At 71.4% G+C, this 23,610-nt stretch carries 26 protein-coding genes; 13 read left to right on the plus strand and 13 right to left on the minus strand.

All coding sequences use genetic code 11. The annotated features are described in order from the left end of the window. Positions 1-7: 7 nt before the first annotated feature. Positions 8-844 (minus strand): hypothetical protein, encoded by an 837-nt coding sequence (locus tag ACZ7PG_RS09115; protein WP_470238537.1) that lies wholly within the window; start codon positions 842-844, stop codon positions 8-10. Between the two features lie 163 nt (positions 845-1,007). Next, positions 1,008-1,250: a DUF3039 domain-containing protein gene (locus tag ACZ7PG_RS09120; RefSeq protein WP_470238538.1), complete on the minus strand. Its 243-nt coding sequence runs from the start codon at positions 1,248-1,250 to the stop codon at positions 1,008-1,010. A 67-nt stretch (positions 1,251-1,317) separates the two neighbouring features. Here ACZ7PG_RS09120 and ACZ7PG_RS09125 point away from each other — a divergent pair, with 67 nt between their 5' ends. The 5 genes from ACZ7PG_RS09125 to ACZ7PG_RS09145 are packed head-to-tail and all read left to right on the plus strand — an operon-like array spanning position 1,318 to position 4,980. Further along, positions 1,318-2,106: a sporulation protein gene (locus ACZ7PG_RS09125; protein ID WP_470238539.1), complete on the plus strand. Its 789-nt coding sequence runs from the start codon at positions 1,318-1,320 to the stop codon at positions 2,104-2,106. Next, complete coding sequence (locus ACZ7PG_RS09130; RefSeq protein ID WP_470238540.1) at positions 2,106-2,588, plus strand: pyridoxamine 5'-phosphate oxidase family protein; 483 nt, start codon at positions 2,106-2,108, stop codon at positions 2,586-2,588. Before ACZ7PG_RS09125 ends, ACZ7PG_RS09130 begins: the two co-directional genes overlap by 1 nt. Beyond that, entirely contained in the window at positions 2,585-3,196 is a 612-nt protein-coding gene (locus tag ACZ7PG_RS09135) for an HD domain-containing protein (RefSeq protein WP_470238541.1), read from the plus strand. Before ACZ7PG_RS09130 ends, ACZ7PG_RS09135 begins: the two co-directional genes overlap by 4 nt. Positions 3,197-3,205: 9 nt before the next feature. Beyond that, on the plus strand, positions 3,206-4,111 hold the full coding sequence (locus tag ACZ7PG_RS09140) for a pseudouridine-5'-phosphate glycosidase (protein WP_470238542.1): 906 nt from the start codon (positions 3,206-3,208) through the stop codon (positions 4,109-4,111). After that, a complete protein-coding gene (locus tag ACZ7PG_RS09145) occupies positions 4,108-4,980 on the plus strand; it encodes a carbohydrate kinase family protein (protein WP_470238543.1) in 873 nt (290 codons plus the stop codon). Before ACZ7PG_RS09140 ends, ACZ7PG_RS09145 begins: the two co-directional genes overlap by 4 nt. 3 nt (positions 4,981-4,983) lie before the next feature. Here ACZ7PG_RS09145 and ACZ7PG_RS09150 read toward each other — a convergent pair whose 3' ends face one another. Together ACZ7PG_RS09150 and ACZ7PG_RS09155 are read right to left on the minus strand one after the other, a co-directional pair. Continuing rightward, positions 4,984-5,319 carry a DUF3099 domain-containing protein gene (locus ACZ7PG_RS09150; protein ID WP_470238544.1) on the minus strand — a complete coding sequence of 112 codons (336 nt, stop codon included), beginning with the start codon at positions 5,317-5,319 and terminating at the stop codon, positions 4,984-4,986. Positions 5,320-5,336: 17 nt separating this feature from the next. Beyond that, complete coding sequence (locus tag ACZ7PG_RS09155) at positions 5,337-6,602, minus strand: amidohydrolase (RefSeq protein WP_470238545.1); 1,266 nt, start codon at positions 6,600-6,602, stop codon at positions 5,337-5,339. A gap of 28 nt (positions 6,603-6,630) precedes the next feature. Between ACZ7PG_RS09155 and ACZ7PG_RS09160 the strand changes: the two genes are divergently transcribed. The 4 genes from ACZ7PG_RS09160 to ACZ7PG_RS09175 all read left to right on the plus strand — a co-directional run bounded on the left by ACZ7PG_RS09160 (position 6,631) and on the right by ACZ7PG_RS09175 (position 12,153). Then, positions 6,631-8,133, plus strand: a complete 1,503-nt coding sequence (locus ACZ7PG_RS09160; protein ID WP_470238546.1) for a DUF7782 domain-containing protein — start codon at positions 6,631-6,633, stop codon at positions 8,131-8,133. Continuing rightward, positions 8,130-8,555: a D-aminoacyl-tRNA deacylase gene (gene dtd / locus ACZ7PG_RS09165; protein ID WP_470238547.1), complete on the plus strand. Its 426-nt coding sequence runs from the start codon at positions 8,130-8,132 to the stop codon at positions 8,553-8,555. Before ACZ7PG_RS09160 ends, dtd begins: the two co-directional genes overlap by 4 nt. 289 nt (positions 8,556-8,844) lie before the next feature. After that, complete coding sequence (locus tag ACZ7PG_RS09170) at positions 8,845-9,873, plus strand: sigma-70 family RNA polymerase sigma factor (RefSeq protein ID WP_155542247.1); 1,029 nt, start codon at positions 8,845-8,847, stop codon at positions 9,871-9,873. Positions 9,874-10,491: 618 nt separating this feature from the next. Then, entirely contained in the window at positions 10,492-12,153 is a 1,662-nt protein-coding gene (locus tag ACZ7PG_RS09175) for a fumarate hydratase (protein ID WP_470238548.1), read from the plus strand. A 57-nt stretch (positions 12,154-12,210) separates the two neighbouring features. Here the strand turns inward: ACZ7PG_RS09175 and ACZ7PG_RS09180 are convergent, their stop codons facing one another. The 7 genes from ACZ7PG_RS09180 to ACZ7PG_RS09210 form a co-directional block, all read right to left on the minus strand. Then, positions 12,211-12,897 carry an RlpA-like double-psi beta-barrel domain-containing protein gene (locus ACZ7PG_RS09180; RefSeq protein ID WP_470238549.1) on the minus strand — a complete coding sequence of 229 codons (687 nt, stop codon included), beginning with the start codon at positions 12,895-12,897 and terminating at the stop codon, positions 12,211-12,213. A 164-nt stretch (positions 12,898-13,061) separates the two neighbouring features. Then, positions 13,062-14,477, minus strand: coding sequence for an MFS transporter (locus tag ACZ7PG_RS09185; RefSeq protein ID WP_470238550.1), 1,416 nt, complete (start codon positions 14,475-14,477; stop codon positions 13,062-13,064). Beyond that, complete coding sequence (locus ACZ7PG_RS09190; protein WP_470238551.1) at positions 14,474-14,908, minus strand: SRPBCC family protein; 435 nt, start codon at positions 14,906-14,908, stop codon at positions 14,474-14,476. Before ACZ7PG_RS09190 ends, ACZ7PG_RS09185 begins: the two co-directional genes overlap by 4 nt. 23 nt (positions 14,909-14,931) lie before the next feature. Continuing rightward, positions 14,932-15,456, minus strand: a complete 525-nt coding sequence (locus tag ACZ7PG_RS09195) for a hypothetical protein (RefSeq protein WP_470238552.1) — start codon at positions 15,454-15,456, stop codon at positions 14,932-14,934. A 138-nt stretch (positions 15,457-15,594) separates the two neighbouring features. Beyond that, the gene (locus ACZ7PG_RS09200; protein WP_470238553.1) at positions 15,595-16,104 is read right to left on the minus strand and encodes a hypothetical protein; all 510 of its coding nucleotides are present in this window, start codon (positions 16,102-16,104) and stop codon (positions 15,595-15,597) included. Positions 16,105-16,147: 43 nt separating this feature from the next. Continuing rightward, positions 16,148-16,528, minus strand: coding sequence for a DoxX family protein (locus ACZ7PG_RS09205; RefSeq protein ID WP_470238554.1), 381 nt, complete (start codon positions 16,526-16,528; stop codon positions 16,148-16,150). 58 nt (positions 16,529-16,586) lie between these two features. Further along, entirely contained in the window at positions 16,587-17,360 is a 774-nt protein-coding gene (locus ACZ7PG_RS09210; RefSeq protein ID WP_470238555.1) for a GntR family transcriptional regulator, read from the minus strand. Between the two features lie 412 nt (positions 17,361-17,772). Between ACZ7PG_RS09210 and ACZ7PG_RS09215 the strand changes: the two genes are divergently transcribed. After that, positions 17,773-18,573 (plus strand): S1 family peptidase, encoded by an 801-nt coding sequence (locus tag ACZ7PG_RS09215; protein WP_470238556.1) that lies wholly within the window; start codon positions 17,773-17,775, stop codon positions 18,571-18,573. Between the two features lie 40 nt (positions 18,574-18,613). On the opposite strand, the gene ACZ7PG_RS09220 is transcribed toward ACZ7PG_RS09215, so the two are convergent. Further along, positions 18,614-19,714 (minus strand): NAD(P)H-dependent flavin oxidoreductase, encoded by a 1,101-nt coding sequence (locus ACZ7PG_RS09220; protein WP_470238557.1) that lies wholly within the window; start codon positions 19,712-19,714, stop codon positions 18,614-18,616. A gap of 13 nt (positions 19,715-19,727) precedes the next feature. Beyond that, a complete protein-coding gene (locus ACZ7PG_RS09225; protein ID WP_470238558.1) occupies positions 19,728-21,344 on the minus strand; it encodes an acyl-CoA synthetase in 1,617 nt (538 codons plus the stop codon). A 61-nt stretch (positions 21,345-21,405) separates the two neighbouring features. Between ACZ7PG_RS09225 and ACZ7PG_RS09230 the strand changes: the two genes are divergently transcribed. From ACZ7PG_RS09230 to ACZ7PG_RS09240, 3 genes are all read left to right on the plus strand, one after another. Continuing rightward, the gene (locus ACZ7PG_RS09230) at positions 21,406-22,194 is read left to right on the plus strand and encodes a crotonase/enoyl-CoA hydratase family protein (protein WP_470238559.1); all 789 of its coding nucleotides are present in this window, start codon (positions 21,406-21,408) and stop codon (positions 22,192-22,194) included. A 34-nt stretch (positions 22,195-22,228) separates the two neighbouring features. Beyond that, positions 22,229-22,561, plus strand: a complete 333-nt coding sequence (locus ACZ7PG_RS09235; RefSeq protein ID WP_470238560.1) for a hypothetical protein — start codon at positions 22,229-22,231, stop codon at positions 22,559-22,561. Positions 22,562-22,625: 64 nt separating this feature from the next. Continuing rightward, the gene (locus ACZ7PG_RS09240; RefSeq protein WP_470238561.1) at positions 22,626-23,603 is read left to right on the plus strand and encodes a Zn-ribbon domain-containing OB-fold protein; all 978 of its coding nucleotides are present in this window, start codon (positions 22,626-22,628) and stop codon (positions 23,601-23,603) included. Positions 23,604-23,610: the final 7 nt, after the last annotated feature.

Here is a 23,610-nt window from a genome sequence, read left to right on the forward strand (position 1 = left end):
CGGCATTTCACTGCTTGAAGCGGTAGGTCATGCTGTCGAAGAGGATGCAGATGCTCGGCGACATCACGATCACGCGCAGGGTGCCGTCCCGCTCGTCGAAGTCGATGCCCTCGACCTCGAAGTTGCCGCTGCAGCCGCTGCGCAGCGGGAGCTGCCCCAGCGACGTCACGTGCCCCGCGACGTCCGAGCCGGACAGCGGGCCCGCGAGGTCGACCTGCAGCAGCGGCTTGGTGGTGCCGAAGAGGCTGCCGTCCGGGTCGTCGGACGCGCAGAGCAGGCGGGTCGCGGTCTGGAAGTCGCAGCCCTGGACGTCGCGGACCGGGTGGTCGAGCCGGACCGTGCCGGCGAGCGGCAGGTTCTGCGCCGGGTCGGTGGCCGCCACGCCGGGCATCGGGTGGACCAGGAGGCGGTCCATCGTGCCCCACTCCCCCGCCACCATCCACCGGGCGTCGGGCGAGACCGCGGCGAAGGAGTTGTTGTTGGCTTCCCACGACTCGAGGGTGTGCTTGTAGTTCGCCCACGAGCCGTCCGGCGCCTGGACGCGGAATAGCTTCGCGCCCCGGTCGTCACGCTGGTAGGGCTCGACGTAGAAGCCCTGGGCCGAACCCGGGTCGCCGACGTGGTTCCAGCCCTGGGAGTTCAGGTCCGCCGGGATCGTGCTGATCCCGGTGTAGCGGATGGTGGTGCCCGACGGCCGCACGATCGTGGCCAGCCCCTGGCTCTCGTCGAGGGCCCGTGCGTGGTCGGAGCCGACCTCCGTCCAGCCCGTGGCGGCCTGGGCCAGTGCGGGCGAGAAGGCCGTGAGCAGGGCGACGGCGGCGACGACGATCCCCGTTTTGCGCATGTGCGACTCCGGTGGGTGAGGGAACCTGGCCCGCTGGATTTACCAGGTCCCCGGCATCCCGCGCACCCGCCGAATGAAGGTTTTTCACGTTTGTTCGACGACTTGTCCGCTTCCGGACAGCAAGAAGCCCCGGCGGGCTCACCCGCCGGGGATCAGGCCGGGGTCACTCCCCCGGGCGCAGCCCGTCGAAGATCTTCTTGCAGTCCGGGCAGACCGGCGAACCGGGCTTCGGCGACTTCGTGACCGGGAAGACTTCGCCGCACAGCGCCACCACGAAGTTGCCCATGACCGCGCTCTCGGCGATCTTGTTCTTCTTCACGTAGTGGAACATCTTCGGGGTGTCGTCGTCGGCCGTGTCCGTGCCCTCGGGCGTGGTTTCCGGCTTCATCAGCGTCTCGGTGCTCACCCGGCCATTGTGCCCGAGTCCCGTCGAACCTCGTACGAAAGCCCCTCGACCTGGCAGGATCGGCGGCATGTTCCAGAAGGTGCTCGCGACGTTCGGCTCGGGCGGGGCGAAGATCGACGCCCGCCTGCTCGACCGGACCGCCTCCCCCGGCCGTCCCCTGCACGGCGAGGTGCTGCTGACCGGCGGCGAGGTCGACCAGGAGATCAAGGGCCTCGCGGTGACGCTGCTGGCCCGCGTCCAGGTCCCCGGCACGGACAAGACCGAGGACCTCCCCTTCGGCTCCCAGCACCTGGTCGGCGCCGAGACGATCCGCGCCGGCCAGCAGGTGCGCCTGCCGTTCGAGGTGCCGCTGCCGTGGGAGACGCCCGTCACGAGCGTCTTCGCCAAGCCGCTGACCGGCATGGCGGTCGGCGTGCGCGCCGAGCTGGACCTGGCCTCGTCGGTGTCCGACCCGTTCGACGCCGACGCCGTCGCGATCGAGCCGCTCCCGGCGCAGAAGCGGGTCCTCGACGCGCTGAGCCGGACCGGCTTCACCTTCCGCGAGGCGATCCTCGAACAGGGCCGGATCAACGGCGCCCAGCAGCAGCTGCCGTTCTTCCAGGAGATCCGCTTCACGCCTTCGCCGCGCTTCGCGAGCGTGTTTTCGCAGCTCGCGGTGACGTTCCTGGCGTCGTCGAGCCGCACCGACGTCGTCCTGGAGGTCACCAAGCGGGTCCGGGTGAGCAAGACCGGCGGCTTCGGCGGGCGCGGGCAGGACTTCCTGGGGATGTTCACGATGAAGCCGGACGTGAACTGGGAGAAGCAGCTCGAAGACTGGCTGGACCAGGTCGCCCGGCCGCGCGGCATCTTCGACTGATGGCCACGCCCCGCGCCGAGCGGCCGCACATGCCCGGCTACGGCATCGCGGCCGATCCGTCGGGGCTGCTGCCCTGGTCGTGGGCCGAGACGCGGCTGCGGGAGTCGCACGACTTCTGGCTGGCGACCGTCACCCCGGCCGGGCGCCCGCACCTGATGCCGGTCTGGGCCGTGTGGACCGGAGAGGTGCTGTGGTTCTCCTCGTCCCCGCGGTCGGTGAAGGCCCGGAACATCGCCGCGGGCTCGGCCGTGTCGATCGCCACGGAAGACCCGTACGAGCCCGTCGTCGTCGAAGGGACGGCCGAGATCGTCACCGAGCCGGCCGCGCTGCGCACGTTCCTCGACGCGATGAACGCGAAGTACGCGACGGCCTACGGCGAGGACTTCCTCGACAACGCGTCGATGCGGCTGCTCCCGGAGAAGGCGTTCGGCCTGCGGGAGAAGGACTTCACCGGCACCCCGACGCGCTGGACGTTCCCGTGAAGTGGGCCGCAGCCGTCACGGCCCTGGGTGGCGTGCCCCGGGCGGGGCTCGAGGTCCGCTACGCCGAACCCCACCGCCGCTACCACACCCTCGACCACGCGGCCGCCGTCGCGCGGGACTCCGCCTGGCTGGCCTCGGATCTGGGCGAGGTCGACCGCGCAGTGCTCGCCGTCGCGGCCTGGACGCACGACGTCGTCTACGACGCGAAGCCCGGCGAAGACGAACGCGCCAGCGCCGCCTGGGCCCGCGAGGCGCTGGCCGGGGTCGCCGAAGCACACGTCGAGCGCGTCGAAGGCCTGATCCTCGCGACGATCAAGCACGACGCTCCCCCGGACGACGCCCTCGCCACCGCCCTCCTCGACGCCGATCTCGCCATCCTCGGCGCGCCGAAGGAGCGGTACGCGGCGTACGCCGAGGCCGTGCGCGAGGAGTACGCGAAGTACCCCGACGACGTCTGGCGCGAAGGCCGCATCGCCGTCCTCGAAAGCATGCTGACCCGGACGCTCTACCGCAGCGAAGCCGCCCGGACACGCTGGGCGAGCGCCGCGCGGGCGAACCTGACGGCCGAGCTGACCCACTGGCGCCGGGAACAGGACGATCACCGATGATGGTTCCTCGTGACCACCCCACTCAACCTGCACGAAGAGGTCGCCTCGGCGCTGCGTGACGGGCACCCCGTCGTCGCGCTCGAGAGCACCATCCTGTCCCACGGCCTCCCCGCCGGCCGCAACCTCGACGTCGCCCACCGCCTCGAGCGCGTGGTGCGCGACGGCGGCGCCGTCCCGGCCACCATCGCGGTGCTCGACGGCCGCGTCGTCGTCGGCCTCTCCCCCGCCGAGCTCGAGCGCGTCTGCGCGCCGGACGCCGGCCTGGACAAGCTGTCGCTGCGCGACCTCGGCCCGGCCGTCGGCCTCGGCCGCTCCGGCGCGACGACCGTGGCGAGCACGTCGGCGCTCGCGGCCGCGGCCGGCATCGGGATGTTCGCCACCGGCGGGCTCGGCGGCGTGCACGTCGGCGCGGCGCAGTCGTGGGACGTCTCGGCGGACCTCGGCGTGCTCGCGAAGGTACCGACGGTGGTGGTCTGCTCCGGCGTGAAGTCGGTGCTCGACATCCCGGCGACGCTCGAGGTGCTGGAGACGAACTCGGTGCCGGTGCTGGGCTACCGCACCGACGACTTCCCGGCGTTCTACCTGCGCTCGTCGGGCCACGCGGTCGGCTGGCGCGTCGACGACCCGAAGCAGGCCGCCGCCGTGGTCGCCGCGCACCGCGCGTACGCGAAGTCCGGTGTCCTGCTGGCGAACCCGATCCCCGAAGCGTCCGAAATGGACAAAGAGCTGCACGACCGGCTGCTGGCGGAAGGCCTCGCGCTGGTCGCCGAGCGGGGTGTGCACGGCGCCGACGTCACGCCGGTGCTGCTGGAGCACTTCCACACGGCGAGCGGTGGCGTGAGCATCGACGCGAACGAGGCCTTGGTGCTGAACAATGCGAAGCTGGCGACCGAGGTGGCGGTGGCGCTGTCGTGAGCGGAATCGTGGTGGTCGGCGACGCGGCCCTGGACGTGATCGCCCGGCACGACAAGCCGTTGCCGCACGGCGGTGACGCCCGCGCGAAGATCCGGTTCACCGGCGGTGGCTCGGGCGCCAACACGGCGCTGTGGCTGCGGTACCTCGGCGCCGAGACGACGCTGCTCGCGCGCATCGGCGACGACCCGGGCGGCCGGCTGATCCGGGCCGAGCTGGAGGCCGCGGGCGTGCGGTGCGCGTTCGCGGTCGACGCGGAGGCGCCGACGTGCTGCGTCGTGGTGATGGTCGACGGCTCCGGGCAGCGGAGCATGCTCGCCGACCGCGGCGCGAACCAGCGTTTCGCGCCCGAGGACGTCACCCCCGAGGCCCTGGCCGGCGCCCGGCACCTCCACCTGTCGGGTTACGTGCTGCTCGATCCGCCGTCGCGGGCCGCGGGTCTGGCGTCGCTGGCCGCCGCGAAGGAGGCCGGGCTGACGACGTCGGTCGACCCGCAGGCCGCCGCGCACATCACCGACCCGGCCGCGTTCCTCGACGACGTCCGCGGGGTCGACCTGCTGCTGCCCAACACCGAGGAACTGGTGGCGCTGACCGGTTCGGCGGACCCGGCGTCGGCGAAGGAGCTGCTCGGCACGGTCGGCGCGGTGGTCGTGACCGCCGGGCTGGACGGCGCCAGCTGGGTCGACGCCGGCGGCGTCACGAGCGTGCCGGCGATCGAGGCCGAGTGCCTCGACTCGACCGGCGCCGGCGACGCCTTCGACGCGGGCGTGCTCACCGGCTGGCTGGCCGGGGAGTCCACTGTGGACATCCTGCGGCACGGGACGCGGCTGGGCGCGCTGGCCGTCGGGAAGGTGGGTCCGCAGCCGACGTGACGCTCAGCCGTCGATGACCCGGTGGCTGGTGCCTTCGATGGCCGTCGCCTCGTGCTGGTAGGTCGAGACGTTCTCGGACTTGCGGGGCGGGCGGTCGTTCGCGATCAGGACCGCGATCCACGGCAGCGGCACCGAGATCGCGAGGAACCCGAGCGCCAGCCACCAGGTGTGGTAGGTCAGCCCGGCGAGGATCAGGCACGGGATGCGGCACGCCATCATGATCACGTACTTGCGCTTGCGCGCCTTGAACTGCTCTTCGTACGACGGGGCCGCCGCGGTGATCAGCACCGGGTCCGAGTCGTTGGCGGGCATGGTCACTGCACCACCTCCGTCTGCCATCGTCCCACCTGCGGGGCTCATGCGTCACCTGGGTGAGGCAAGCGGCTCAACGCGGCGGCGACGAGCGTCTCGATGCCTGTGCGCAAGGTCGGGTGCAACACGGGGGCGAAGCGCGGCGAGTGGTTGGACGGGATGTCGCGCTCGAACCGGCCCTCGGTCATCGCCGTGATCACCGTCTCCGCGTCGAAGCCGCCGACCAGCCAGAACACCGACGGGACGCCGGCCGCGCGGCCGAACTCGCTGAAGTCCTCGCTGCCGGTGACCAGCGGGGCCGGCATCACCGCTTCGGCGCCGAAGTGGCCGCGGAAGACCTCGGTGAGCGCGTCGTTGACCGCTTCGTCGTTTTCGGTGATCGGGTACGAACCCGACCGGACGATCTCGGGCGGCTTCGGCGCGCCGGCCGTCGCGGCCTCGCCGTTGACGATCCGTTCCACCGCGGCGAGCACGCGTTCGCGGACGGCCTGGTCGAAGGACCGGACGTTCACCTCGAGCACGGCGTCGTCGGCGATGACGTTGCTCGCGGTGCCCACGTGCAGCGAACCGACGGTGACCACCGCCGAGTCGGTGGCGGCGATCTCGCGCGAGACGATCGTCTGCAGCTTGAGCACCACGGACGCGGCCAGCACGGCCGGGTCGACGGTCGTCTCCGGGCGCGAGCCGTGGCCGCCGCGGCCGTGCAGGGTGATGCGCAGCGTGTCGGTCGCGGCCATGATCACGCCGGGCCGGGTCAGCACCCAGCCGGCCGGGCCGGGCACCAGGTGCTGGCCGAACACGACGTCGGGCGTCCCGGCGCGGTCGAACAGGCCGTCGCGGACCATCCGGACCGCGCCGCCCGCGCCCTCCTCGCCCGGCTGGAAGACCACCTGGAGCGTGCCGGACCACGTGTCGCGGCCCTTCGCGAGCAGCGCCGCGGCACCGGAGAGCCAGGTGGCGTGCATGTCGTGCCCGCACGCGTGCATGACCGGGACGTCCGTGCCGTGCTCGTCGGTGCCGCGGGCGACGCTCGCGTACGAGAGCCCGGTCTTCTCCTCGACCGGCAGCGCGTCGATGTCCGCGCGCAGCAGCACCGTCGGGCCCTCGCCGTTGCGCAGCACGCCCAGCACGCCGGTGCCGGCGATGCCGGTGTGCACCTCGTAGCCGTCGCGCTCCAGCCGCCGGGCCAGCTCGGCCGCCGTCCGGGTCTCGGCGAAGGACAGCTCGGGATGCCGGTGCAAGTCGATGTACAGCGCTTCGAGCTCGGGCAGCGCCGCGTCGAGCGGGGCGAGGACGCGTTCAAGGGTCACGAGGGCCATCGTGGCAGCATTACCCACCGTGAGCACGCGAAGCGTACTGCCCGACCTGTCCGACGACGTCTGCGCGCGGCTGCGCGAGGCCTTCCGGCGCACGTCCTACGACGCCGACGGCGTGGTGGCCGCCCTCGGCGGAGCCGCGCAGGCGGCGCTGGGGCGCGGCGAGCCGGTGCCGGCCGAACGCGCGAGCCGGGACGCGGGCGACCTGGGCACGCTGATCCGGCTGTTCCTGCTGGGCGGGACCGAGCCGGAGACCGCGGTCAAGGCCGCCTTCGCGCCGCTCGCGCCCGAGGACGCGGTCGCCGCCGGGGTGCTCGCCCCGGTGGCCGACGGCTACCGCGCCGCCCTCGACATCCGGCCGCACGGCGACGACGACGGCTCCTGGTGGGTCGTGTCCGACCTCGACGCCGACGTGCTGGGCCGGACCGTGCCCGAGGACCACGTGCTGGGCGTCGGGCACGCGTCGCTGTCGCTGATCCGCGCGACCGGCCGCCGTCCCGTCGGCACCCTGCTCGACGTGGGCACCGGCAACGGTGTCCAGGCGCTGCACGCGACCCGGCACGCCCAGCGCGTGACGGCCACCGACGTCTCTTCGCGGGCTCTGGCGCTGGCCGCGGCGACGTTCCGGCTGAACGAGCTGGACGTCGAGCTCGTGCGCGGCGAGTGGTTCGCGCCGGTCGCGCGGCGGAAGTTCGACCAGATCGTCTGCAACCCGCCGTTCGTGGTCGGCCCGGCCCGCGTCGACTACACCTACCGCGACTCCGGGCTGGCCGGCGACGACGCCAGCGCGCTGGTCGTCCGGCAGCTGCCCGGCTTCCTCAACGACGGCGGCGTCGGGCACCTGCTCGGCTCCTGGCTGCACACCGGCCGCGAGGACTGGGCCGACCGGGTGAGCCGCTGGCTGCCCGCCGAGACCGACGCCTGGTTCGTCCAGCGCGACATCGCCGACCCGGCGCTCTACGTCGGCACCTGGCTGCGGGACGCGGGCCTCGACCCGCGCTCGCCGGAGGGCCGGGCGAAGGCGGCGGCGTGGCTCGACTGGTTCGCGGCGAACGACGTCCAGGGCATCGGGTTCGGCTTCGTCACGCTGCGGCGCGCGGCCGGGCGCACCCCGACCGTGGTGTGCGAGGACCTCCGCCAGGCCTACGACGACCCGCTGGGCCCGGAGGCGGCCGGCTGGCTCGACCGCGTGGAATGGTTGCGGGAATCGGGAGATTCGTTGCTCGATGTCCGTTTTGTGGTACCGGACACGGTCTTGCTGGAAAGCGTCGAGGAACCCGGCGACGAAGGCTGGGCGACGACCATCCGGCGGCTGCACCGCACGGACGGGCCGGGCTGGCACCACGAGGTCGACGACCTGGCCGCGCGGCTGCTGGCGGGCTGCCGCGGTGCGCTGCCTCTGGAGGACTTGATCGAGCTCCTCGCGGCCGCGCAGGGCCTGGAAGCTTCGGAGCTGGCGGCCGCCGCGCTGCCCGTCGTCCGCGAGCTCGTCCGGCACGGAATGCTCCTTCCGGCGGGCCGGTGAGGGCCGTCGCGGCTCGCGTCACGCGGGCGGACGTGACCGTCGACGACGAGGTCGTCGGGGCGATCGCCGAACCCGGTCTGCTTGTGCTGCTGGGAATCCACGTCGGCGACGACGCGGCGAAGGCCGCCGTGATGGCGCGCAAATTGCACGAGCTGCGCGTGTTGCGCGACGAGGAATCATGCGCCACGGCGAATGCCCCGCTGCTCGTGGTGAGCCAGTTCACCCTCTACGGCGAGACGAAGAAAGGGCGCCGGCCGTCGTGGACGCAGGCCGCCCGGCCGGAGGTCGCCGAGCCGTTGGTGGACGCCGTCGTGGCCGAGCTGCGCGGCCGCGGCGCCACGGTCGCGACGGGCCGTTTCGGGGCGATGATGGCGGTCTCGAGCGTCAACGACGGTCCGTTCACGGTTCTCGTAGAGGTCTAGACCACGCTGGGACGGTTCACATCCTGACCCGATTCACATCGGATTCTCAGGTTCCCCGGTCACGGACTGTTCTCAGCAAAAGCTCAGCAATGGTGGAGCAACCGGAGCGCGCCCGCGGCCGTCTCCTTTTCAGGCGAGCCGGGAACGTTTTGGAAACCCGGAGCGTTGTGACAGATGTCCAGCCAAGCCGGCCGGACCGGCGTACCGGGCTCCACAGGCCCCGGTCCGCGGGTGCGCACCCGGTGGGACGACCGCAGCAACACGTTCAGCCCGTGACCGGGGAGGCAGAATGTCAGTCCAGACTCTCGAACGCGAGTCGCGCGGGATTCGCGAGCGCATCCCGGCTCAGGTGTCCGAGGAGCCGGTGAGCGTGGGGGCGCTCGCCGACGGCGACCTCGACGCCCCGAGCCCCGCCGCCGACCTCGTGCGTGTCTACCTCAACGGTATCGGCAAGACGGCGCTGCTGTCCGCGGCCGACGAGGTCGAGCTCGCCAAGCGCATCGAAGCCGGCGTCTTCGCCCAGCACATGCTGGACACCGGGGAGAACCTCACCCCGAAGCGCCGCAAGGAGCTCTCCGCCCTGGTCCGTGACGGGCACGTGGCCAAGAACCACCTGCTGGAGGCCAACCTCCGCCTGGTGGTCTCGCTGGCCAAGCGCTACACCGGCCGGGGGATGCCGCTGCTCGACCTGATCCAGGAGGGGAACCTGGGTCTGATCCGCGCGGTGGAGAAGTTCGACTACTCCAAGGGGTTCAAGTTCTCGACCTACGCGACCTGGTGGATCCGCCAGGCCATCACCAGGGGGATGGCCGACCAGGGGCGCACGATCCGGCTCCCGGTCCACCTGGTGGAACAGGTCAACAAGCTCGCCCGCATCAAGCGCGACCTGCACCAGCAGCTCGGGCGCGACGCGACGCACGAGGAGCTGGCGGCCGAGTCGGGCATCCCGGCGCACAAGATCTCGGACCTGCTCGACCACTCGCGTGACCCGGTAAGCCTGGACATGCCGGTCGGCACGGAGGAGGACGCCCCGCTGGGCGACTTCATCGAGGACTCCGAGGCGACGGACGCCGAGAGCGCCGTGATCTCGAGCCTGCTGCAGGACGACCTGCGCCGGGTCCTGTCGACGCTGGACGACCGCGAGCAGCAGGTCATCCGGCTCCGCTACGGCCTCGACGACGGCCAGCCCCGCACGCTCGACCAGATCGGCAAGCACTTCGGCCTGTCCCGCGAGCGCGTCCGCCAGATCGAGCGCGAGGTCATGTCGAAGCTCCGCCAGGGCGAGCGCGCGGACCGGCTCCGCGCCTACGCCAGCTGATCGTCAGGTTACGGAAGGGGCGGGTGCCCAGGCACCCCCCCCTTCCGCACGTCCACGACCAGCACTTCCGTGTTTTGCGTGGCGGTCCCGGAAAATTCTCCACGAAAACGGGGTTTCGTGGTCACCGGACCGGGGTAGCAAACCCTCGCCAACACCCGTTCGGCCGCGTTGACTTATGACCTTCGTCACGCCACATTCGTGGAGCGGCTTAGCGGGACGGGCAGAGACCACGCGATCGGGTGTGCACGCACCCGGCCGCTCTCCCCGGGAGGTCGGGTCCGTCGGGGTGGACCCGGCCTCCCGACCAAAAGTCCGGGGCGAACGCGAAGGCAAGCCGGCAGCACAACCCGCACCCCACCCACCCACCCAGACCTCCCCGCAACCCCGATCCGAAGCCAGAACACGGCCGGCGGTGCCGGGTCAAGGCATCTTTCCCGCCTTGACGCGGTCCTGCCGGCCGTAGTCACAATCGGGGCTTCGGGGTGGTGGGGGTTCACCGAGCGGCTTCCGAACGCGGGACGAGCGTGGGGTGGCCCACAGTGAGCGGATGCCTCGGCCGCGTGGCCGCCGAGCCGCCGTAGGGTGGACCGATCCCGGAGCTGGCAAAGGAGCCTGGCAGTGCCGTCCACCACCACGTTTCAGCACACCGAAGTCCTCCCCCTCGGCAAGGACACCACCACCGAGTACCGGCTGGTCACCGACGAGGGCGTCGAGACCGTCGAAGCCGCCGGGCGGACGTTCCTGAAGGTCGACCCCGCCGCGCTCACCACCCTCGCGCGCACCGCCATCAGCGACATCCAGCACCTGTTGCGCACGTCACACCTGAAGCAGCTGCGGGCCATCGTCGACGACCCCGAGGCCTCCGGGAACGACCGGTTCGTCGCCATGGACCTGCTGCGCAACGCCGCCATCTCGGCCGGCGGGGTCCTCCCCATGTGCCAGGACACCGGCACCGCCATCGTCGTCGGCAAGCGCGGCGAGGGCGTCCTCACCGGCGGGGACGACGAGCGGGCCCTCTCGCAGGGCATCTTCGATGCCTACCAGCAGCTGAACCTGCGTTACTCGCAGATGGCGCCCGTCAACTTCTGGGACGAACGCAACACCGGGACCAACCTGCCCGCGCAGATCGAGCTCTACCACAAGGACGGGCAGGACGACCCGTCCTACGAGTTCCTCTTCATGGCCAAGGGCGGCGGCAGCGCCAACAAGACTTTCCTTTACCAGGAAACAAAAGCCGTCCTGAACCCGAAGCGGCTCGCGCGCTTCCTCGACGAGAAGCTGCGCAGCCTCGGCACCGCCGCCTGCCCGCCGTACCACCTCGCGATCGTCGTCGGCGGGATGTCGGCCGAGTTCAACTTGAAGGTCGCGAAACTCGCTTCGGCGCGCTACCTCGACAACTTGCCGACCGAGGGTTCCGAGCTGGGCCATGCCTTCCGCGACCGGGACCTCGAGCAGCAGGTCCTCGAGATGACCCGGCAGTTCGGCATCGGCGCGCAGTTCGGTGGCAAGTACTTCTGCCACGACGTCCGCGTCATCCGGCTCCCCCGCCACGGCGCGAGCTGTCCGGTCGGCGTCGCCGTGAGCTGCTCCGCCGACCGCCAGGCCAAGGCGAAGATCACCGCGGACGGCGTCTTCATCGAGCAGCTCGAGCGCGACCCGGCCCGGTTCCTCCCCGACGTCACCGAAGAGGACCTCTCCGACGACGTCGTGAGCGTCGACCTCAACCGGCCGATGGCCGAGATCCGCGCCCAGCTCTCGCAGCTGCCGGTCAAGACGCGGCTTTCGCTCACCGGGCCGCTGGTCGTCGCCCGCGACATCGCGCACGCGAAGATCGCCGAGCGCCTCGACGCCGGTGAGGAGATGCCGGACTACCTGAAGAACCACCCGGTCTACTACGCCGGGCCGGCGAAGACGCCGGAGGGCTACGCGTCCGGCTCGTTCGGGCCGACGACGGCCGGGCGGATGGACTCCTACGTCGAGCAGTTCCAGGCCGCCGGCGGCTCACTCGTCATGCTGGCCAAGGGAAACCGGTCGAAGCAGGTCACCAACGCGTGCCAGTCGCACGGCGGGTTCTACCTCGGCTCGATCGGCGGCCCGGCCGCGCGGCTCGCGCAGGACTGCATCAAGCAGGTCGACGTCCTCGAGTACGCCGAGCTCGGCATGGAAGCCGTCTGGAAGATCGAGGTCGAGGACTTCCCGGCCTTCATCGTCATCGACGACAAGGGCAACGACTTCTTCGAGAGCACCGGCGACCCGGTGCTGCAGATCAGCTTCCGTTGACCCACAAGGGAAGGGGACACCGGCCCGCCGCCGGTGCCCCCTTTCTTCCCTGCTCCCTCAGCCGACGCGCTCGATCCGCGCGCGCCGGATGAGGAACTTTCCGGGTTCCCGAACCTGTTCGAAGGCCGCGTTGTTGAGCAGCGTGCAGCTGCCCGACACCGAGGTCACCTCGACCGTCGTGGACTTCGAGTTGTCCAGGTTGGTCACCTTCAGCTTCGTCCCCGCCGGGAACTGGTTGCTCGACGCGGCCGGCGCGCCACCCTCGCCCGAGAGCGTCACGGTGGAGCCGGCGCACACGACGTCGCCGGTCGCGCCCTGGTCGCCGGTGTTCGCCCCGGCCTGGTTCTGGTTCTGGTTCTGCTGCGCGGGCGCCTGCTGCGCCGGGGCCTGGGCGGCCGGTGCCTGCTGGGCCGGGGCCTGCGCGGCCTGGCCGTTGTTCGCCGCGACGTTCGCCGTGCAGCCCGCGACCTGCCGCCGCTGCTGGATCAGGTCGACCACCGCCTGCCGGTTGGCGATCCGCGCGGCCGACTGCGCGTCCGGGGCCGCCTGCTGGCCCGCGATGAAGTTCAGGTTGTTCTGCAGCGCGGTGTCGAGCCCCCCGCAGTTCTCCTTGGGCGCTTCCGCGGCGTTGCCCGCCGGGCTGCTCAGCGCGATGGCGGTCGCGGTGACACCCGCGACCCCCAGCAACGCGGCCAGACCGACGGTCGCCTGCTTGCGGTGCCGACCACTACTCAAGCGGGGCATGGGCCCCTCCTCTCTGATCACCACCTCACTGATGGATACGGCTCGGTAACAGCGGCGGTTCACCGAGATTTCAAAAGACTTTTCGACGACTTCGACACCGACCGGCCGGGGTGGTCCGGACCACTGGTCGGACAAGCGGCGCTCAGCAGCGGATCGCGTGGTGGTCAGGCCACCGGGGCGTCGTCGTGGTCCGGACCATTCACGCGCGCCGCGGTCGCCGTCGCCCAGCGGCCCGTCGTCACCAGCCCCAGCAGGAACACCAGCACCCCGCAGCCCGCGACGATCGCCCACACCGCCCGGCCCGTCCCCGGCGGCGTCCCCGCGCTCCCCGCGACGACCGCGCCGACCACCGCCACCCCCAGCGACGTCCCCACCTGACGGCTCGTCGACGCCACCGCCGCCGCCAGGCCGGCCTGCTCGCGTGGCATCCCGGACACCGCCGCGTTCGTGATCGGCGCGTTGAGCAGGCCGTAGCCGATGCCGAAACAGACGTAACCCACCACCAGCAGCGCGATCGGCGTGTCCGGGCCGATGCCCGCCAGGACGACGCCGGACGCGGCGATCCCGGCGCCGGCCACCAGCAAGGGCAGTCGCGGGCCCCGGATCCCGGTCATCCGGCCCGACAGCGGCGCGCCCACCGCGGTCAGCACCGCCATCGGCAGGGTCAGCAACCCCGCGTGCAGCACCGAAAAGCCGCGCGTCTCCTGGAGGTAGAGCGTGGTGAGGAAGAGGAAGCCCGACAGCGCGGCGAACCCGGCGACCGCGGTGAGCGTCGCGCCCGAGAAGGGGACGCTGCGGAAGAACCTGAGCTCCAGCAACGGGTCCCGGCGCCGTCGCTCGTACGGCAGCAGCACCGCCAGCGCCGCCGCGGCGATCAGGAAGCAGCCCACCATCACCGGCGCGCCCGAACCGCGGCCTTCGATGATCCCGTAGGTGAGCGAGGCCAGCAGGACGATCACCAGCAGCTGCCCCACCGGGTCGAGGCGGCGCGGGCGCGGGGCACGGGACTCCGGGACGAACAGCACCGTCAGCACGATCGCGGCGACGCCGACCGGGACGTTGATCCAGAAGATCGAGCGCCAGCCCGCCCAGGCGACGAGCACGCCGCCGAGCACCGGCCCCACCGCCAGGCTCAGCCCGTTGACCCCCGCCCAGACGCCGATCGCGCGGGCGCGGTCACGGGGTTCGGTGAAGACGTTGGCGACGATGGACAGCGCGACCGGGTTGAGCATCGACCCGCCGATCGCCTGCAGCGCGCGGAAGGCGACCAGCAGGCCGACGTTCGGCGCGAGCCCGCAGAGCAGCGAGCCGAGGCTGAACAGCGCGAGCCCGGTCTGGAACGTCCGGCGCCGGCCGATCCGGTCGGCGGTGGAGCCGGACAGCATGAGCAGGCTCGCCAGCACGAGCGTGTACGCGTCGATCGTCCACTGCAGACTCGAGACCGACGCGCCGAACTCGTGGCGGATCGACGGCAGCGCGAGGTTCACGATCGTGTTGTCGAGCCCGACGATGAACAGGCTCAGGCAGCAGATCGCGAGGACCACCCGCCGTCGCACCGGCCGCGGCGAGGCCGTGGTCAAGCCGGGAACAGCTCCCCGAGCCGGGCCAGGGTCTTCTCGATGCCGTCGGCGTTCTTGCGCGGGAACGGGCTGAGGCTGATGGCGAGCGGGAACTTGGCCGTCGACCAGTCGAACGTCTCGGTGACCTCGGTGCCACCGTCGACGGGTTCGAGGCGCCAGCGCCAGCGGTGCCCGTTGAAGTGGCGCCAGGCGATCAGCCTGCCCTCTTCGAACTCGACCACGGTGTTGAGGATCTTGTACGACGCGCCCATCTTCATGTCCATGCCGAACTTGGCACCGAGCGTCAGCCGGTCCGGGCCGCCGGACTGGGCGGCCCGGACCGTGCCGGATCCGTCGATGAGCGGGTGCTGGGCCGGATCGGCGAGGAGCCCGAAGATCTTCTCCGGGGTCGTGGCGACGATCGCGGTGCGTGAGACCTGGCGGCTTCCCATCACCCGAGCCTAAGCCAGGGTGATCACTTCTGCGGCGTGGTCTTCAGCACGACGGTGCGCTGGTCCAGCGGCGCGGCCAGGGCGACCGAGATGACCGGGTACCGGATGTCCATCGTGCACATCTGGCCGGTCTGGGCCTTGGTCTCGCTCAGGTTGACGACGACGTGGTCGCCCGCCTGCTCACTCGCCTCGCCGAGCGCGTGACCACAGCCGCCCTCCTGGGCGCGGATGTTGAGGATGGTGCCGCCGTTGGACGTCCACACCTCGTGCGGGTAGTTCTTGGGCAGCGCGGCGGCGTCCACCTTGTTCGGCGGCACCGGGGTACTGCCCTCGGGCACGGTCAGCCGGGGTTTGCCCGGCGGGTTCGCCGACGGCGGCGCCGGCTGCACCGACTCGCTCGGCGCCGTCGGCGACGTCGACACGCTGCCGGTGGGGTCCGTGGAGGTCCCCCCGGCGGCGGGCTGGCTGATGGGCACGTTCTGGCCGGCGCAGGCCGTCACCATCAGCAGGATCGCGCCTGTCCCGGCCACCTTCGCTAAGTACCTCATGTCCCGAAGACGGAACGGGGGCGCCGGGGGGTTGCACGGAAGATCGATCCGGCCGGCGTTGTGAGGTCCGGGTCCGGACATGGTCTGGGAGGGTGCCCCGGGCAGCCCGGGTCACCCTCCCAGCGTCGGTGCGGCGCCTCAGCCCTGCCGGAGCACCACGGTGCGGGTTCCGAGCGGTGCGGCCAAGGCCAGCGGAAGACTGATCTCCTTGATGTAGTCCGGGCACATCTGGCCCTTCTTCGCCGTGGTGACGGCGACCAGCACGACCACCTGCTGCGGAGTCTGGTCGCCGACGTGGGCCGAGATGCGGCGGCACCCGCCCTCCTCCGCCTGGAGGATCAGCGTCTTGCCGTCGGTGCTCCGCGTGAGGCTGCGGGGGTAGCCCTCGGGCAGCCCGCGCGCGTCGACCTGGGTTTCGGCGATGACGTCGTCGCCCGGGGCGATGCCCTGCGTCGGGCGGCCGACCGTCTGCGACGGCGGCGGCGCGGCCGTGGGCGAACCGGGCACCGGGGACGAAGGTGACGGAAGCGCCGACGACGTCGTCGGCGTCTCCGGCCCGGTACTGCTCCCCGCGGGCGCGGCCGTGTTCGCCGCCCCGCAGGCCGTCAGCGTGAGGAGCAGCAGACCCGTACCCAGCACTGTGCGCATACCTGCCAGACGGAGCAGACCCCCGTCCGGTTGCATCCCGCTGTCAAAGCCGCCCGGCGGCGACGAACACGCACACCGCGAAGATCAGGCTGTTGACCCCGACGTTGCGCCACTCCGCCGGCTTGTGCCCGACGACCGCCAGGCGGCCGTGCATCGCCATCGCGCCCACCATCACCACCGCCAGCCCCACGGCCGCCCAGCCGGTGAGCGCCGGCGCGACGCCCAGCAGCACCGGCAGGATCAACCCCACCACGGCGACCAGCTCGCAGATCGCGGTGAACCGGACCACCGGCAGCGGGTAGGCCGCCGCGCCCGTCTGGCCCGTTTCGAGCATCCGCTGCCGCGACATCGTCGACTTCAGCGCACCCGACAGGGCGAAGATCGCGGCCAGCAGCACCTGACCGACCCACAGTGCGACATTCATGACGTCCTCCCTTTCGACTGGTGCGGGAGGAACGAGGACGTCCTGGCGAACGTGACAGTCAGGCGCGGCCGAGGCGGGTCACGAAGCTGAGCCGGTCACCCCGGTACAGCGAGCGCACCCGCTCGAACGGCGCGCCGTCCGGGCCCCAGGAGATGCGGTGCATGAGCAGCATCGGCAGGGCCGGGTTGGTCCCGATGAGCAGGGCCTCGCGCGGGGTCGCCAGCACCGTCTCGACGCGCTCCTCGGCGCCGTCGAACACCACGCCGAGCCGGTCTCGCAGGCACGCGTACAGCGACTGCCCCGGGTCGAACTCCTCCATCAGCGTCGGGAACCGCTCGGCCAGGAGATATGTCGACTCCAGGCCGACGCGCTCCTCGTCGGCCAGCAGCACCCGCTCGATGTGGATCACCTCGGCGTCGGAGGTGACCTGCAGGTCGGCGGCCAGCGCGCTGCCGGCCAGGCGCCGCTCCAGCGTGATGACCGTGCGGCCCGGCCGGATGCCCTGGCGCCGCAGCCCCTCGGTGTAGCTCACCAGGGCCAGCGGTTGCACCAGCTTCGGGCCGGCGACGAACGTGCCGCTCCCCTGCCGCCGGCTGAGCCTGCCCTCGAGGACGAGCTCACTGACCGCCTGCCGGACGGTCGCCCGCGACACCTCGAAGCGCTCGCACAGCTCCCGTTCGGTGGGCAGCACCGATCCTTCACCGAGCTCCGCGATCACCGCCAGCAGTTCGACCTTGACCGCGTAGTAACGCGGGACACGGCCGTGCTCGGGAATCCCGTCGAGAACGGGACCGTCGGCGGACAGGCGGTAATGACGCGAAGGGGCGGGCACGCACCCGACCCTATTCGTTTCCCCGACCACCACGGTTCGCTGTGGCGCGGGACACGGAGGATCACCCGGATGCCTTTCCCCCGGTCCGGGCCCGATAATGCGACATCTTCCGCGCGATCGGCCGCGATTCCTTCGAATTCCGGCGGAACCTCCGTTTACGGCCAGGAAAGGCTCGGTGAATTCCCGGGAAGACCGACCGTCGTCGCGTACGCCGGCGGTGCCGGGCGGCCGCGCTCACGATGTTGCTGGGCCCATCGGCCTACGGCGTTCGTCGGATCCGCCGGTGAGAAATCACCCAACCGCCCGAAACATCCGAAGAAAGTCGGTTGTCCGGGTATGTGACCACCTGGTGTAGTCATGGGGCCGCTGACGGCAACGGCTTCCACTGTGGACACTGGAAGGACTGATCCCCTTGGCTCCCAAGCGCTGGTTCACCCTGCTCAGAAACGTCACCACCGCGGTGGCCGCGGTCGCCGCGGCCGCGTCGTTCGCCACCCCCGCGATCGCGGCCCAGCCACCGTCCACCGACGTCGTCGGCGGGACCCGGGCCGCCCAGGGCGAGTTCCCGTTCATGGTCCGGCTGTCGATGGGCTGCGGCGGCGCGCTCTACACCAACCAGATCGTCCTGACGGCCGCCCACTGCGTCAGCCGGACGGGGTCGAACACCTCGATCACGGCGACCGTCGGCGTGGTCGACCTGCAGAGCACGAGCGCCAAGAAGATCAAGTCGACCTACGTCTACCAGTCCCCCACCTACGGCACCTCGACCGGCGGCGACTGGGCGCTGATCAAGCTCGCGAGCCCGGTCACCGGCCTCTCGACGCTGCCGATCGCGACGACGTCGACCTACAACACCGGCACGTTCACCGTGGCCGGCTGGGGCGCGGCCCGCGAAGGCGGCGCGCAGCAGCGGTACCTGCTGAAGGCGACCGTCCCGTTCGTGTCCGACAGCACCTGCGCCGCCCAGGGCGGCAGCTACCCCGACCTCATCCCGAGCGCCGAGATCTGCGCCGGCAACCTGACCGCGGGCGGCGTCGACACCTGCCAGGGCGACTCCGGTGGCCCGATGTTCCGCCGCGACAACGCCAACGCCTGGATCCAGGTCGGCATCGTCTCCTGGGGTGACGGCTGCGCCCGGCCGCACGCCCCCGGCGTCTACACCGAGGTGAGCACGTTCGCGTCGAAGATCGCCGCGGCCGCCGCCGGTCTGTAACCGCTTCCGCGAAGAGGGGGCCCGCCGCGGCGGGCCCCCTTCAGCGCGTCTTGTCCAACCGGGACAGTGCTTCTTCGTAGCCGGCCACCAGGTCCGCGACGACGTCGGCGACCGGGCGGACCGCGTTCATCCGGCCGACGATCTGCCCGACCGGCATCGACACCACGCTCGGGTCGTTCGCCGCGTGGATCCGGTTGTGGGCGTGGGAAACCAGCAGGTTCTGCAGCGGCATCGGCAACGGCTCGGGCGCGTCCGCCGCGGCCCACGCCTCCGTCCAGCGGGTCTTCAGCAGCCGGGCCGGCTTGCCGGTGTAGATCCGCGTCCGGACGGTGTCCGACGACGTCGCGCCGACCAGTGCCTGCTGCATCGCCACGGACTCGCCCATGGTCTGCAGGTACTCCTCGGTGGCGAGCCACATCGAGCCCATCCAGACGCCGGACGCGCCGAGCGCGAGCGCCGCGGCCACCTGCCGCCCGGACCCGATCCCGCCCGCGGCGAGCACCGGGACGTCGACCGCGTCGACGATCTCCGGCACCAGCACCATGGACGCGATCTCGCCGGTGTGCCCGCCGGCTTCGTAGCCCTGCGCGACCACGAAGTCGACGCCGTTCTCGACGTGCCGGACCGCGTGCTCGGCCTTCCCGGCGAGCGCCGCGACCGGGACGCCCCGGTCGTGACACTGGCCGATCACGTCGGCGGGCGGCGAGCCGAGCGCGTTGGCGATCAGCTTGATCGGGTGGTTCAGCGCGACCTCGACGTGCGAGCGGGCCACCGAGTGCAGCCAGCCGAGCACCCCCGCGCGTTCGTCGGTGTCGTCCGGCAGCGGCGGCACCGAAAGGTCGCGCAGCACCTTGTCGACGAACGCGCGGTGCCCGTCCGGGATGTGCTTCGAGAGGTCGACCTGGGTGCCCTCGGCCGGGATCTTCGCCGGCATCACGATGTCGACGCCGTAGGGCTTCCCACCGGTGTTCTCGTCCATCCAGGTGAGCACCCGGTCGAGCTCGGCGGCGTCGTTGAACCGGACGCAGCCGAGCACGCCGAGCCCGCCGGCGCGGCTGAGTGCCGCGGCGACGTGCTCCGACGGCGTGAACCCGATGATCGGCAGGTCGATGCCGAGCCGGTCGCACAGGGAAGTCCGCACTGGTGATGTCCTCCTAGACGGGCTGGGCCGCGGCCGGTTCGTGGTCGGCGGCGTAGCGCTGGGCCCACGGGTAGTCCGGCTTGCCGCTGGGCGAGCGGCCGATCTCGTCGGCCAGCCAGACCGTGCGCGGCACCTTGTACCCGGCGACCTCGCCCCGGACGTGCCGCTCGATCCCGGCGAGGTCGGCTTCGGCGCCCTCGCGGAGCTGGACGACGGCGGCGACGCGCTGGCCGGTCCGCTCGTCCGGGATCCCGATGACGAGCGCGTCGAAGACGTCCGGGTGCGACTTGAGCGCCCCTTCGACCTCCTCCGGGTAGACCTTCTCGCCGCCGGTGTTGACGCACTGGGAGCCGCGGCCGAGCAGCGTGACCGTGCCGTCCTCCTCGTAGCGCGCGTAGTCGCCGGGGACGACGTACCGGACGCCGTCGATGTCGACGAAGATCGTCTTGCTCTTCTCGGGATCGCCGTAGTAGCCGAGCGGGACGTGCCCGCGGCGGCCGATCAGCCCGATCGCGCCGGCCTTCGGCTCGACGAGGTTGCCGTCGTCGTCGAGCAGGATGGCGTCCTTGCCGAAGCTGACGCGCGGGCCGGCGCTGTGGTCGGACCCCTTGGCCACCATGCCGATCCCGGTGAAGCCGCTTTCCGACGAGCCGATCGCGTCGGTGATGACGGCGTTCGGCACGAGCTCGACGAACTCCTGCTTCACCGACTGCGAGAACAGTGCGGCGTGGCTCGACACGGCGACGAGCGACGAAGCGTCGTAGCCGCCCTCGCGGAACGCCTCGATCAGCGGCCGCGCCATCGCGTCGCCGACGATCGTGAGGACCTGGACCTTGTGCTCCTGCACGGCCTTCCAGATGTCGTGGGCTTCGAAGCGCGGCACGAAGACCACCGGGCTGCCGGTGAACAGGGCGCCGAACGCGGCCCACTGCGCGGCGCCGTGGATCAGCGGCGCGGCGGGCAGCCGGGTCAGGCTCCCGGCCTTGCCCTGCTCGGCGAGCGTCCACTCGTCCGGGACGTATTCGCCGGTGACGAAGTTGATCCCGCCGCCGAGCGCGCGCCAGATGTCCTCGTGGCGCCAGAGCACGCCCTTCGGGTAGCCCGTGGTGCCGCCGGTGTAGAGGATGTAGAGGTCGTCGTCGCTGCGCTCTTCGAAGTCGCGCTCGGGCGACTGGGCCTCGAGCGCGGCTTCGTATTCGACGCCGCCGTAGCTCTCGAAGTCGCCGTCGCTGCCGTCCTCGACGACGACAACGTGTTTCAATTTCGGCGCCTCGGGCAGGACGGCTCTCACCTTGTCGGCGTAGCTCCGCTCGTGCACGAGGGCGGCGAGATCGGCGTCGTTGAAGAGGTAGACGAGCTCGCCGTGCACGTAGCGGTAGTTGACGTTGACGGCGATCGCGCGCAGCTTGTACGCCGCGATCATCGCCTCCAAGGCCTCGATCGAGTTGCGGGAATAGACCCCGATGTGGGACCCGCGTCCCACGCCGTGCGCGGCGAGGTGGTGGGCGAGCCGGTTGGCCCGCGCCTCCAGTCCGGCGAAGGTGACCCGCCGGTCGCCGCACACGACCGCGACGCGCTCCGGCACGGCGTCGACGGCGTGCTCCAGAAGATCCGCGATGTTGAGTGCCACGCCCTCAAAGTAGAACATGTTATCGTTCTGGGCAATGGCACTGCTCCTTCAGGAGGTTTCCGTGGGTGAACCGCACGCGCTGGTCTCACAGGAGGGCCAGACCCTCGTCGTCACGATGAACCGGCCCGAGGCCCGCAACGCGATCACCGGCGAGATGATGTCGATCATGGTTTCCGCGTGGGACCGCGTGGACTCCGACGACTCGATCCGCAGCTGCGTCCTGACCGGCGCGGGCGGCGCGTTCTGCGCGGGCGCGGACCTGAAGTCGATGTCCCGGAACTCGCCGTCGAAGTCGTTCGCCTCGGGCAAGTTCGACCCTTCGCGGATCCCGGGGCTCTTGAAGGGGCGTCGCCTGACGAAGCCCCTGATCGCGGCGGTGGAGGGGCCGGCGATCGCGGGCGGGACGGAGATCCTCCAGGGGACCGACATCCGGGTGGCGGGAGCTTCGGCCCGCTTCGGGGTGTCGGAGGCGCGCTGGGGCCTGTTCCCGATGGGCGGGTCGGCGGTGCGGCTGCCGCGGCAGATCCCGTACACGGTGGCCGCGGACATCCTGCTGACGGGGCGTCACCTGTCCGCTTCGGAGGCGTTGGCAATCGGCCTGATCGGGCACGTGGTGCCGGACGGGACGGCGCTCGCGAAGGCTTTGGAGCTGGCTTCCCTGGTGAACGCGAACGGGCCGGTGGCCGTGCGGGCCATCCTGCGGACGATCCGGGACACCGAGGGTCTCCACGAGGAGGAGGCCTTCAAGCTCGACTCGCAGTACGGGATCGAGGTCTTCGCCTCGGAGGACGCGAAGGAAGGGCCGAAGGCGTTCTCGGAGAAGCGGAAGCCGGAGTTCAAGGGCCGCTGACCCTCAGGCCCGGACCGGCTCGTCCCCGTCGACGATGAACGACGAGCTGCCACCCTCATCGGCCCTGCTCCGGGAACGGGACGGCGAGCCGGGGCCGAGGCCGAGCGTGCCGGCCATCGTGCGCGCGGCCGTAGAGCCGGCCGAGACCGAAGGCCTCGCCCGCCGAACTCGACGAGCCCGGCGACGGCCGGCGACCGACCTCGGTGCGGCCGCGTCCGGCGAGTCGATCGCCGCCTACAGCACCCTGCTCGGCCGGCTCGCCGAAGAGGAGCGGCAGCTGGACCACACGTTCGGCCTGGACCGGATCCTGGACGGCGTGGCGATGCTCGTCCAGCAGCGAGCGGGTGCGCAACCAGGGCAGATCTAGAACGCGTTACACGTGCGGTGCGCTGGATCTTGCCGCCAGAACGAGAACGTGTTTCACTCAAGGCGTGACCGAGACACCACTGGCGGCACCCCTCAACGTCGGCTTCGACTACACGCGCTCCACCGGGCCCGTTCTCGGCCGGTTCGTGAACGCGCTCCGCGAACGCCGCATCGAAGGCATCCGGGGCAGTGACGGCCGCGTGCACGTTCCGCCCGTCGAGTACGACCCCGTCACCGCCGAACAGCTCAGCGAGTTCGTCCCGGTGGCCGAAGAGGGCACGGTCGTCTCGTGGTCCTGGTGCCCCGAGCCGCTCGACGGGCAGCCGCTGAGCCGGCCGTTCGCCTGGGCGCTCGTGAAACTCGACGGCGCCGACACCGCGATGCTCCACGCCGTCGACGCCGGCGAGCCCTGCAACATCCACAGTGGACAGCGCGTCCGGGTCAAGTGGGCCGGGGAGACCGTCGGGCACATCCGCGACATCGCCTACTTCCTCCCGGCCGGCGCCGAGGACACCACGCCGACCGAGCCCGCTCCCCCGGTCGCCGAGCGCGAGGAAGGCGCTCCGGTCAGCGTGGTCATCACGCCCGTCCACCTCAAGTACCAGCACTCCGCGTCCCCCGAGGAGAGCCGCTACCTGCGCGGGCTCGCCGAAGGCAAGCTCATCGGCCAGCGCTGCCCCGCCTGCGAGAAGGTCTACATCCCGCCGCGCGGCGCCTGCCCGACCGACGGCGTCCCCACGACCGACGAGGTCGAACTGCCCGACGCCGGCATCGTGACGACGTTCTGCATCGTCAACGTCCCGTTCCTCGGCCAGCGCCTCAAGCCGCCGTACGTCGCCGCGTACATCCTGCTCGACGGCGCCGACATCGCGTTCCTCCACCTGGTCCTCGGCTGCGCCGCCGAAGACGTCAAGATGGGCATGCGCGTGCGCGCCGCCTGGAAACCCCGCGACGAGTGGTGGACGTCGCTGGAGAACATCGACCACTTCGAGCCGACCGGCGAGCCGGACGCGGCCTACGAAACCTTCGCCCACCACCTGTGAGGTCCTG

This window comes from Amycolatopsis sp. NPDC114504 (assembly GCF_055633595.1).